The sequence below is a fragment of the Lysinibacillus sp. NPDC047702 genome (assembly GCF_050272555.1).
Taxonomy (GTDB): Bacteria; Bacillota; Bacilli; order Bacillales_A; family Planococcaceae; genus Lysinibacillus.
Genome location: NZ_JBNNMG010000104.1, coordinates 1 through 11443 on the forward strand (window position 1 = coordinate 1; position 11443 = coordinate 11443).

The 11443-nt window shown below is 32.4% G+C and carries 11 protein-coding genes and 1 pseudogene; 3 read left to right on the forward strand and 9 right to left on the reverse strand.

The features are described from left to right. Positions 1–187: 187 nt before the first annotated feature. A complete protein-coding gene (locus ACQKIM_RS27055) occupies positions 188–790 on the reverse strand; it encodes a M15 family metallopeptidase (RefSeq protein WP_427549874.1) in 603 nt (200 codons plus the stop codon). Between the two features lie 493 nt (positions 791–1283). Here ACQKIM_RS27055 and ACQKIM_RS27060 point away from each other — a divergent pair, with 493 nt between their 5' ends. Further along, on the forward strand, positions 1284–2444 hold the full coding sequence (locus tag ACQKIM_RS27060) for a Ger(x)C family spore germination protein (protein ID WP_427549876.1): 1161 nt from the start codon (positions 1284–1286) through the stop codon (positions 2442–2444). A gap of 537 nt (positions 2445–2981) precedes the next feature. Here the strand turns inward: ACQKIM_RS27060 and ACQKIM_RS27065 are convergent. Further along, positions 2982–3227 (reverse strand): hypothetical protein, encoded by a 246-nt coding sequence (locus ACQKIM_RS27065; RefSeq protein WP_427549878.1) that lies wholly within the window; start codon positions 3225–3227, stop codon positions 2982–2984. A 243-nt stretch (positions 3228–3470) separates the two neighbouring features. Between ACQKIM_RS27065 and ACQKIM_RS27070 the strand changes: the two genes are divergently transcribed. Further along, the gene (locus tag ACQKIM_RS27070; protein ID WP_427549880.1) at positions 3471–4637 is read left to right on the forward strand and encodes a Ger(x)C family spore germination protein; all 1167 of its coding nucleotides are present in this window, start codon (positions 3471–3473) and stop codon (positions 4635–4637) included. A 53-nt stretch (positions 4638–4690) separates the two neighbouring features. Here the strand turns inward: ACQKIM_RS27070 and ACQKIM_RS27075 are convergent, their stop codons facing one another. The 7 genes from ACQKIM_RS27075 to ACQKIM_RS27105 form a co-directional block, all read right to left on the reverse strand. Next, positions 4691–5737, reverse strand: coding sequence for a threonine aldolase family protein (locus ACQKIM_RS27075; RefSeq protein ID WP_427549882.1), 1047 nt, complete (start codon positions 5735–5737; stop codon positions 4691–4693). Beyond that, on the reverse strand, positions 5734–6183 hold the full coding sequence (locus ACQKIM_RS27080) for a MarR family winged helix-turn-helix transcriptional regulator (RefSeq protein WP_427549884.1): 450 nt from the start codon (positions 6181–6183) through the stop codon (positions 5734–5736). Before ACQKIM_RS27080 ends, ACQKIM_RS27075 begins: the two co-directional genes overlap by 4 nt. Positions 6184–6577: 394 nt before the next feature. Beyond that, positions 6578–7135 (reverse strand): DUF1697 domain-containing protein, encoded by a 558-nt coding sequence (locus ACQKIM_RS27085; protein ID WP_427549885.1) that lies wholly within the window; start codon positions 7133–7135, stop codon positions 6578–6580. Positions 7136–7218: 83 nt separating this feature from the next. Continuing rightward, positions 7219–7950 (reverse strand): SDR family NAD(P)-dependent oxidoreductase, encoded by a 732-nt coding sequence (locus tag ACQKIM_RS27090; protein ID WP_427549887.1) that lies wholly within the window; start codon positions 7948–7950, stop codon positions 7219–7221. A gap of 501 nt (positions 7951–8451) precedes the next feature. After that, on the reverse strand, positions 8452–8841 hold the full coding sequence (locus tag ACQKIM_RS27095; protein ID WP_427549890.1) for a tautomerase family protein: 390 nt from the start codon (positions 8839–8841) through the stop codon (positions 8452–8454). A 546-nt stretch (positions 8842–9387) separates the two neighbouring features. Continuing rightward, the gene (locus ACQKIM_RS27100) at positions 9388–9834 is read right to left on the reverse strand and encodes an HTH domain-containing protein (protein WP_427549895.1); all 447 of its coding nucleotides are present in this window, start codon (positions 9832–9834) and stop codon (positions 9388–9390) included. A 362-nt stretch (positions 9835–10196) separates the two neighbouring features. Beyond that, positions 10197–10754 (reverse strand): isochorismatase family protein, encoded by a 558-nt coding sequence (locus ACQKIM_RS27105; protein ID WP_427549893.1) that lies wholly within the window; start codon positions 10752–10754, stop codon positions 10197–10199. Between the two features lie 126 nt (positions 10755–10880). On the opposite strand from ACQKIM_RS27105, the pseudogene ACQKIM_RS27110 reads away from it, so the two are divergent. After that, positions 10881–11165, forward strand: a pseudogene (locus tag ACQKIM_RS27110) (class I SAM-dependent methyltransferase); the annotation flags it as partial. Between the last annotated feature and the right edge of the window lie 278 nt (positions 11166–11443).

Sequence of the window (11443 nt, forward strand, 5' to 3'; positions counted from 1 at the left end):
GTTCAAAATAGCCAGCTATCTGAAAAAAACTCAGATAGCTGGCCATTCGTCATGCGTACCGATAAGGTGCGCTTATTTTTGTATTTCGGGCTTACTTTATTTTCAAATTTATACATTTATCCCACTTTTCCGATAAATAAACAGCCTCTATTGATACAGTAGGTCACAGCTTGTTAGGACTTTCCCCCTATCGTATTAGTACATTTTTAAAGGTAATCCCAGCTTTTTTTAGGTAAATTTTTGCTTCAGTTTCTCTATGAATCTTAGAGCAGTAAGTAATAACAAATAAAGTTTGTATCAATTTTATTTCCCCCTTCGATTGGTTTTCCACAATTACATTAACTTTCGTTTTACAGCTATTTGGCACAATGACTTGGTTTTCTAATTTATAGCCCGCTGGTATCTTCCAATTTACTCTAATTTCAAAGTGTGGTCGGTCAACTCTTCCGACCCAGTCACCACCCCATGTAATGCCCAGCTTTCTGGCAACAGCACCTACTTGAGCAAGTGTCGTTACATCATATAAAGAATGAGGAGGACCAACAGCAATATCCCAAGCTCGCCTTGATCTATGGTTACTATCTAGAGTCCATGTTACAATCTGACCTGACCGTGTACGCCCTTGTGCATAAAGATAATTTTGTCGTTCCTGTGAGCGATAAGTCTCCGTAATGAAAATATTTTTAATTCCAGCTTTAAAAAACTCTTGGAATAATAATCGGCAAGCTGTTTGGGCAGCAGGTAATAACTCAGCTAGGTCTCTGCAAGTTGTTGTTATGCTTAGACTCATTTGATATGTCCCCCTATTCATTTTTAAATATTCTTTTAATTTGACCATAAACCAACGTAAAAAAACGGTAATAATCGCCTCTTAAAATTCACTTAAATTAGGTGAAATCTCGATCTATTATACCTTTTTTTCCATCACTCTTACATATTTAATAGGTATTTTATGTTAAAAACACATCATAATTCCAATCATCTCATACATATACAATCCCTTAATTCTCAAAATAAGCGCCCTCTCTGGAGAGAAAAAACGTTAGATCAAAACTTTTTCTTTATCGTGCCAACTTAACAATCCGAGCTCAACAATGTGTTATTTTAACGGTTTGTCATTTCTAGAATTAGAAGTGAATTTTTTGTTTATCTTACTATTAATAGGCCAATACTAAACGATATTAGGCTACATTACTATGAACGATGATTAGCCCCATCTGTCCCCTTAAGTTCATAATAATAGACCATGATCAGATTCGATACACACCATTGGGAGGATACATATGAATAAACATCCTTTAACCCTTTTCATCATCATAGTTAGTACATTCTTGTTATCAGGTTGCTGGGATGTCAATGAACCTCAAAGGATGTATTATATTAATGCCGTCGGTGTTGATTTTAAGGATAATCTGTATGAAGTATATGTACAATTTATTAATTTTGATGACGTGGCGAAATCAGAAAGTCCAAATCCTAAGATTGTAGCAGCAGAGATAGGTTATGCAAAAGGAAGGACAGTAGATGAGGCTATCTACAAATTATATAATTCAAGTGACCAAAAGATTTTTTGGGGACATATGAGATATATGGTCTTCTCAGAAAGTGCTTTAGAGGATGAACGTGGTATTCCAGCAATTGATACATTTATTCGTTATAGAGATACACGGTACCAAATCTGGGTCTATTGTACAAAAGAGCCCATGAATGAAATATTGCTCACAACGCCACTATTAGAAGGTTCGCATGCTGTATCAAAATTAAGTAATCCTATAAATCCGACTAGAGATGAAACATTTATATTGCCGAGAAACTTGAGAGACATAGTTATTGGATTAAATGAACCAAGCCATGAGATTAATCTTCCTTATGTAACAATAAAAAAAGATTGGGTAACAACAAAGGAAGCCACAGAAAATACATTCTTTTCAGGTATTGGTATACTTTCAAAAGATGGCTTTAAAGGAAGCATAGAAGACGTTTCAGCAAGAGGATTTCAGTGGACTCATGATGAGACAAAACAAGGAGAACTTACCATTAAATTAGATCATGAAGAGGATTATTTAACTGTTAGTGTTGATAAACTTAAAATTATTGTGAAACCCATCGTAAAAAATGAACAACAGGTTTCATTTGAATTTCATATAAATATTAACGCTACAATCAATGGATTTAAAACAAAAGTAACGACTGATGAATTAAGAAAAAAAATAAAAAAAGAAATGATAAAAGAAATACGAGAAACGTATAAAGAGGGTCTAAAATTAGACGCTGATATATATCGTTTATCAGAAGTACTCTATAGAGACAACGTGAAAGTATGGAAAAAATTAGAGAAAAATGGAAAAATCCCATTAACAGAGGATTCAATTAGTAAAATTAATATTCATATCAAAAAAATTAACCCAGGTAGAAAAACATTTGCTGAAACAATAAAAGAGTAAAAGTTATCAAAAAAAAGGACCAGGTTCAAAATTTTTTGAACACTGGTCTTTAATAATTGTTTTTACATCATGAATCGATTCAATTGAGGCACTTTAGATATTTTATAATATGTACTCCTTTATTTTTATTTATAGTCTATTTCTACTTTAAAACAAGTGCTCATTCTATGAATTCTATTCATATTTTCTTACCTTTGGGTTATTTCTAGCCTATCAATAGTTAGACCGAAAATTCAATTGTGGATTTCCGAAAATAAACCTTTCGGACACCGATAATTTTCTTTCGGTTAATGTTGAAACCCTACATTTTTGCACTACGCTTTAATACCTAAGTGCCCCAAAAAAATGACCAGGCTCAAAATGAATTGAATGCCTAGTCATTTTTTCATTGATTCATGACATCATTAGAATATCATATAGTTCTATACAAAATCTAAACAATTAAAACAAATTAAGCAAGGAATCAATTAATCTTCTCATACTGTGCTCTAAGAATTATTCACAGTAATAAAGAGACTTTCCAATGTCGAATGATTATTAATCACATGAGGAACCACCATCTGATGAATCACTGTAATTAGAAGTGTTGTCAGAACAATGGTTATTATGATTGTCATTGTCTTGTAAAGTAAATACAGAACCCATTGAAATATAATCTGTTGTACCAGTGCCAGTATGACTAGAGCGGCTTCTTGAACTCACATTACTACGTTTTGCCTTCTTTAAGTTGATTAAAAATCCTACTAAAAGAATCATGACCACACTTACAATAATAAATTCCATTCTTTCCCCTCCCTGCGGATGAAGCTTATTTTTAAAACTCTATATTCATTCACTTCTTCATTGAATCGTTATCCTCGATTTTAAAAGGAAAATTTCTTTTAACCCATATTAAGCTAATTATACCATTAATAATTCACTCTCTATTAAAGATAATAATTTTTGTGTAAAATTGCTACTTATAATTGGTTCTTTTTTTGTCAAAACTTAAATACAAAACTTCTTTATCGTAAAGTAGGGAAATCAATGAATAAACGTTCTTTATCCAGTCTTTCGTTACTGGTTATGTCTACACTTCTGCTATCTGGCTGCTGGGATGTTACAGAGCCACAAAGAATGTATTACATTAATGCTATTGGCGTCGATTTTAAAGATAATCAATATGAGGTCTATATGCAAATTCTTAATTTAGATGCTGTTGCAAAATCAGAACAGCCAAATCCAGACGTTACACCCTCGGAGGTTGGATTTGCAAAAGGAAGGACAATTGAAGAAGCTATTTATAAATTGTATCGTGCTTCTGATCAACAAATATTTTGGGGGCATATGAGATACCTAATTTTTTCGGAAAACGCATTAAAAAATGAAAGAAGTATTCCTGTTATGGATACCTTTATACGTTTTAGAGAAACAAGGTATCACATATGGGTTTACTCTACAAAGGACCCAATAAAAGAGATTCTTCTAATAACACCGATTTTAAAGGGAACTCTTACTTCTTCCAAATTAAGCAATCCCATAAACACTACTGAACAAGAATCATTTATCTTACCACAAAATTTACGTGAAATAATGATTGGATTAAATGAACCTAATCATGAGGTCAGCATACCATACGTTACCATAAAAAAAGATTGGGAAACATCCATTAAATCCGAACAAGAAACAACTTTCTCTGGTGTAGGTGTACTTTCAAAAGATGGATTAAAAGGATTTATCAAAGATTCTGCAGCTAGAGGCAATCAATGGATGCATAATAAGACGAACCGTGGCGAAGTAACCTTTAAATTAGAGAGTGATGAGCGGGATTTCTTAACAGTGGATATAGATAAATTAAATGTTTCAGTAAAGCCAATAGTTAAAAGCAAAAATCAGGTGACATTTGATATTGAAATTAAACTAAATGCCACATTAAATGGTTTTAAAGGCAAAGTGGTCTCCCACCAAATTAGAGAGGACATCATTAAACAAGTAAAAAAAGAAGTAATGGAGACTTATGAGGAAGGTTTAAAAATAGACACTGATATTTATCGTTTATCAGAATATCTTTATCGTAAAAACGTTAAAGTGTGGAAAAACCTAGAAAAGGATGGGAAAATACCATTGACGAAAGATTCTATCAGTAAATTGTCTATCCATGTTAATAAAATAAATCCTGGAAGAAAAACGTTTGCTGAAACAATAAAAGAGTAAGAAATTGCATCACCACAGTCCCTTTTTAGGAAACTTTGGTGATGCATTGTTTTTTAACCGTTGATTTTCAGTTGTTTGATATCCTCTATCAGCATGTCAACATTCTCTTTTTTTGTCGCCCAGCTCGTACAAAATCTTACAACACTGTTGTTGGCATCGACTTGTTCCCACATTGAAAAGGCATACTTTCCACTTAATTTAGCAAGTATTCCATTCGATAAAATTGGAAATTGTTGATTTGTTTTGGAATCATATCGCAGGGAAAAACCATTTTCAACAAATGCTTCTCGAATTTTCATTGCCAATGCTACAGCATGACTAGAAATCTCATAGTATAAGCCATTTTCAAATAATGTTTCAAATTGAATTCCTAATAATCTTCCTTTAGCCAATAATCCACCTTTTTGTTTGATTAAATATCGAAAATCCCTTTTCAATTCCTCGTTTATAATAACGACCGCTTCTCCAAATAATGCGCCTATTTTTGTACCCCCAATATAAAACACATCACAAAGCCTTGCAATATCCACTAAGGTTAAATCGTTATCCTTGGAAACCAATCCATACCCTAATCTTGCACCATCCATAAATAACGGTATACCACATTCACAGCAAACCTTACTCAATTCTTCCAATTCCTTTTTACTATATGTCGTTCCATTTTCTGTAGGATGAGAAATATAAACTAGAGCTGGCTGCACCATATGCTCATGTGTAGCATCGGTCCTATGAGCATCAAATAATTCTTTTACTTGTGTTGCTTGAATTTTTCCATCTTCACTCGGAATGGTCAGCACTTTATGGCCCGTTGCTTCAATTGCCCCTGATTCATGAACAGCTATATGACCCGTTTCCGCCGCAACAACACCTTGATGGGGTCGTAAAATAGAAGCAATAACCGTAGTATTTGCCTGAGTTCCCCCAACTAAAAAATGGACATCAGCATTGTCTACACCACACTCTTTTTTAATATAGGTTCTTGCCTTTTCACAATGGTCATCCATTCCATATCCAGGGGACTGTTCTTCATTCGTTTCCATAATTCTTTTTAGTATATGTACATGGGCTCCTTCTGCGTAATCATTTTCAAAGCGTATCATTCATAATCCCCCAATTTCCCTAATTTTCGCTGGATCAACATCATAGAAGAATGAATTTCTTTAATTTCCTTCTGAGAAAGTCCATCAAACAATTCCACAATTTGCTCATCAGATTTTTTATTTAGCTGCATAAATAAATCAATCCCCTTAGGTGTTAAACTTATAAGGCTTGTTCTGCTATCCGCTGTTGAACCCTTTTTGCAAATGACACCATCTCTACCTAGCTTGGCAATAATTCTACTCATATAACTTCGATCAATATCAAGCTTCTCGACTAAATTATTTGCAATACATTGTTCCAAAAATCCTATTTCTAAAATAATCCTTGCCTCAGTAAATGAGTAATCGGTATTTAGTACATGACTATCTAATAAATTTAGCAGCTTTGTATAAAAGCGATTAAATTTCCGAATATCTGCGACGATATTGTTATCTTCCAAGTGCATTGATCGGCTCCTTTTTAGTGGATTTTGTCAACTATATTTCATTAAGTGGACTTTGTCAACTTTAAAAAAACTTTAAAAATCAAAAGAGCATGTTTTGAAATAAAAATTAATCAAAACATACTCTTATTTAATGAGGGCACTGAAAAACTAAAAAAATTCACTTTTTTATATTAGAAATTTGTCTTTTGTTAGATTTGAAAACTTAAAAAAGTCGATTTGCATCACAATTTTTGTGGCAAATCGACTTTTTCAGTGCCCTTTATTTAATGTGGGAAGTCTCAAAAGTTTTATGATAATCAATTAAATCTTCACGACACTTTACGTTTTCTGCCTTTTCATATATTGCCATCTTTAAACCACCATTTTTCTCTAAAAAATAAGCTTTACCTACTTTTTAGTAGAACTCTTCGACCATCTTTATTAGCTTAGAGAGCGTTTTCCAATTACGAACTGTTGCTGGGATGCCTAAGATATCCAATTTGCTGCCAATTTTAGAATTTCGAATGCTGTCATAGAATAAAAGATAGATATCTCTCCCCTGTATTACAGCAAGCTCCTTTGTATTTGCATAAGATAAATATTTCTCACTATTAGCCTTTGAAGGTGAAGTCGGCAGTAATGCCACATATAGGCACTCCCCCTTGCACGAAATGCTCGCCTCAGTAATTTTCTGCTCTGGAAAAGGACATTGTCGCACTATTTGTAGTAATTCTTCAGCATTTCGAATGACAACTGTAGTCAGTATCTCAAAATCCTCATGAATTTTATCTTGAATTTTCGATTGCAAATCTTCCTCAGATTCATTTGATTCAAAAATGATATTTCCACTTTGAATATATGTTCTTATATTTTGTAATGCAAGTTGTTCAAGAGAGCTTTTTAGTTGTGCCATTATAATTTTATTATGGCCTCCTACGTTAATACCTCTAAGTAATGCAATATATATCGTCATTTCATTTTCCTTTCACTTAGAAATTTATGAATGTAAGTAGTTCAAAATCAATTTCACCTTGGCGTAATTGCGTCTGGAGGCTTTTATCTTAAGTAACCTCCATTGTTAATATCAAAGGTTGCACCTGTATAATGCTTTGATTTATTTGATAGTAAAAATATTACTGTTTCAGCAACATTTTCAGGTGTTACTGGTGTATGAATAAGCTGCTGTTGTAAATACTCCTCTTTTCTCCATTCAGGAATTATATCCATCATCGGAGTTTGAACCATTGTAGGAGCAACAGCATTAACCCTGATGTAAGGCGCAAAATTTGTTGCATTGCTTTTAGTTAAACCGAGTATTGCAGCCTTTGAAAGCCCATAGATAGCATCCGAACTACCTTCTAGACCAGACACTGAAGACATATTTACAATAACGCCTTTCTGTTTATTTTGCAGTTTAAACCGTCCAAACATTTGTGAAAAATAAATGCTGCCTTTAATATTTATATTAAGCACCTGATCAATCTCATCAGGCTTGTATTCAAGTATATTTTTACCCAAATAAATACCTGCATTATTCACTAAACTATCTACTTCAGAATGTTTTTCTTCTACAATTGCAAAAAAATTAGCTACCTCTTCATATTTACTTACATCTAATGGATATGTATATAAAACAAAACTGTTAATAGATTTTTTTAAATCAGATAAGGCTTGTACATTAATATCACACGCAATTACTGAAGCCTCTTCCTGTAAGCAATGTTTAACAATTTCTCTTCCGATCCCTGAAGCGGCGCCAGTTACGATTATTTTTCTATTTTTCAGCACTGGATATCTCCTCCATATCTAAATGCATACAAGAAAAAGCAGGTCAATTCATTGTTGATTTAGCTATTTTTAACTATTTTATCATTTAATTATATGCAATGGTGACCCTAAGATTTTTTGTGATGAATAGTAAAAGACCAGGTGCACAATAATCTGTGATCACCTGGCCTTTTTATGCGTGTTCGTTTGTTTACCTTGACAATGATAGCGTAACACATCATCCTAAACAAATTCTGAACAAATAAAATTATATTTACTGAGTTTATTATTGAGATGTTTAATAATCAGTTTTGCCCTAAAACATCACTGTCTCTTGTAGAATATCAATCTCTGATTAAGGGTTCATCCATTCCATGATTGAATTACTTGTAATTTTTATAAGAGCAAGATACTTTAATAATGTTGGCTTAACAACGTTTTACACTTTATAAAGTCGATGGATTAATTAATACACTCTTTAGTTCAATAAGCTAAATAAAACAGTCACTAATTGATTACCCATCAAACTTTTACTTTATAATTCAGTGCTAACTCATCCCCTGGTAATCCTCTTATTCCCCAATTATGTCTTGGAGTTTCAAAAATTGTAATTTCAACATCTTGAGGATGGATATTCAATTGGCTATTTATCCGTTCAAATAATAATTTAAGTAATTGTTTTTTAGTCTCTATCGTTCGGCCTTCAAACATACTAACCTCAATTATGATATATGATTCAGTTCTTTCACTTGCAAAATAAAAATCCTCTTTGTCCATAGGAAAAAAGCGATGGAATTTCTTATCTGAAGGAAACTCAAGTGCATCCATCATACAAGAATGTATAATATTCGATAACGTTTCCTTAATAGGATTTAAACTGTCCTTAATACCATAGATTTTAATTTGCCCCATTGTCACTTCACCTCTCTCGTCTCAACTAGCCATCGATAAATACTGTTCTATAAAGAGATACCCTTTCCATTCTACAAAGTTGTAATTTTATTCAAAAAATATACTTAACGTTTCGGAGTTCAATAATGTCATCTGTTCTTTTCTCTAATAATTTTTTATCCTATTATATTATGTCTTCTTTCTTATGACCAATTAATCGATCTATTACTGTATTAATTATAGTAACAATGACTAATAACAATAAAAATTTCCAGATAAAATTCAAATTGAAGTCTTCAACCGTATAGATGAAGAGACCCACAATTACTCCCATTAATAAGGCTCTAATGTGCACATTCATCAAAAATCACCTTTTTCTATTAGCATTAAATCTTATATACTTAAATTGCAATATCTTTGCTAAATCATAGTGAACAAATTTTAGAAGCCTATTTTCTACTTTTAACAGACAATTTCACAATCTCTTCTGACTAAAGTAACGATGATGCTGGTGCTTGAATATTCGAATGCCGACTCATATCAAATGATACTTAGCCTTAAAATTAATTATTGATTATGTAATACAAAGTGAAGCATGATGACATTCACACATATCTTCATTTCTACATTTCTATCAATTAATTGCGCTTTTCTGAAATCTATAAGTTCCTTTTCTTCTACACTAATAATTTTTGATAGGCTTTCGGTAGTTAGCCTGTAATCCGATAACAAATCATTTAATATTAAAGTTACTCTTTCTTTTGCATCAAAACTTTCAAACCCGAAATTTAACATAGTCAATTTATTCTCAATTTTTTCTTGTTGTTCATTCGAGATATTTCCTTTATGATTCAATAAATTTTCCAACTCATTTATAGATAAGTCTAATATTTTAGAAAGCTGTTGATGATTGAAGTTAAATTTTTCAACTAATTCTTGAATCTCTACTATAAGATATTCAAATTGTGATATGTTAGAAACAAAAGATACTTCAACCCTATCTCTGAATTCCATCAAAAATTAACACCTCCATATCCTAATTAAATATTTGTTAGTCTAATATACCAGTATACACTATTTTTTCTACTATTTAGGCTCTTTATCATAACTTATAGTTGACTTCCGCTCCAGTCAATAACTATTACGATTAAAAATATCAACCACATCTTTTGGTGTTGAACCTTTATTCATTATAATTGCTAATTTTCCCCTTATATATCCATTATGAAATAAACAAAGTGTATATTGTTATATTCCTTCAATATAATAAAAACCCTCCACAATTGTTCTGTGGAAGGCAAAAATCCCAAGCACTTGTGAATTTTTTAAAACTCTCAACAAACTGAACACATAAAATGTAGCTGCTGTTGATTCACTTACCTATAAGAATTATGTGTAGGATGAAATAGGTCTTCTTCTGCTTGTCTAACAACTGAAAAATTCTCCACATTGTAATGACCATGGAGTGTATTATTGTGATGTTTAATAATTTGCTCTGCCCTTAAAACATCACTGTCAGTTGTTGAATGTCCATCCCCGACTAAGGTAACGTCCATTCCATTAACGGTTGCTGTTCTTACTGCACTATCAATACAATGCTGTGTGGAGCAGCCCATCACAACAATATGTTCCGTCTTTAGGGATTGCAGGTATTCTAGAAGCTTTGTACCGTAGAAGCAATTGGTAGCCATTTTATCGAAGAGTTTTGCATGGCTAGATACAAAGATACCACTAAGAATTTCGAACCCTTGACCATTGCCTTCAGCAACGTCAAGATCCCTGATAAAAATTATAGGTATATTTGCTTCTAATGCTTTATCAATCACAAGGTTAATATTATAGATTAGCTGATCTTTCTGAAATACAGCATTTTCTTCATGATTCCCATCTAAAAGTACTTGCTGGACATCAATAATTAATAAAACTTGATTCAAACGATTTTCCCCTTTCAAATTGAGGAAAACGCTTTAATAGTTAAACGTCTTCCCCTTTTTATACACGTTAACATTAAATTTGATTACCATAATATCTCCCCCTCAATTCAGATTCTTTCATATATGCCCTCAGGCAGCTCAATCGTAATGGATTATGCAGATGAAAACTTATTTCAAGAAGAGGGAATTTCCAATCGAGTAAGCAATATGGTAAAAATGGCTGCTGCTAGTGGTGAACCTATGAAGTCATGCTTCACTTATAGTGAAATGGAAACGCGCTTAGAAAAGTCAAATCTACTAATTTATGAGCATTTATCACCTAAAGCTATTCAAAATCTTTATTTCAACAAACGTGAGGATTATCTAACAGCCTTTGAAACAATACATTATATCCATGCAGTAAAAAAATAACGTTATTTCAAATTGCACTTTAGCATATCCATTTTGAAAGATTATCTTGTTAGAAAATTTAAAGTAATTTCTAGTTAATTTTTATTTTATTTCTCAGGCAATTAACTATACAAAAATAACGTTCTTCTCATATTACTAGTAATGTAAGCTGATTTAGTCTTACACCTCCGAGCTTTGTTACTATGAGGCTGGGACAAAACCCTTCTCTAAACTAAAAAGCCGGTGAAATTTTACGATCAGTAAAATTTCACCGGTTTTAAATTTTTTTCATAAAAAAA

Bases quoted from the DNA above. Each gene is read 5' to 3' on its own strand.
- ACQKIM_RS27055 (WP_427549874.1), bottom strand. From the start codon at position 790: ATGAGTCTAAGCATAACAACAACTTGCAGAGACCTAGCTGAGTTATTA.
- ACQKIM_RS27060 (WP_427549876.1), top strand. From the start codon at position 1,284: ATGAATAAACATCCTTTAACCCTTTTCATCATCATAGTTAGTACATTC.
- ACQKIM_RS27065 (WP_427549878.1), bottom strand. From the start codon at position 3,227: ATGGAATTTATTATTGTAAGTGTGGTCATGATTCTTTTAGTAGGATTT.
- ACQKIM_RS27070 (WP_427549880.1), top strand. From the start codon at position 3,471: ATGAATAAACGTTCTTTATCCAGTCTTTCGTTACTGGTTATGTCTACA.
- ACQKIM_RS27075 (WP_427549882.1), bottom strand. From the start codon at position 5,737: ATGATACGCTTTGAAAATGATTACGCAGAAGGAGCCCATGTACATATA.
- ACQKIM_RS27080 (WP_427549884.1), bottom strand. From the start codon at position 6,183: ATGCACTTGGAAGATAACAATATCGTCGCAGATATTCGGAAATTTAAT.
- ACQKIM_RS27085 (WP_427549885.1), bottom strand. From the start codon at position 7,135: ATGACGATATATATTGCATTACTTAGAGGTATTAACGTAGGAGGCCAT.
- ACQKIM_RS27095 (WP_427549890.1), bottom strand. From the start codon at position 8,841: ATGGGGCAAATTAAAATCTATGGTATTAAGGACAGTTTAAATCCTATT.
- ACQKIM_RS27100 (WP_427549895.1), bottom strand. From the start codon at position 9,834: ATGGAATTCAGAGATAGGGTTGAAGTATCTTTTGTTTCTAACATATCA.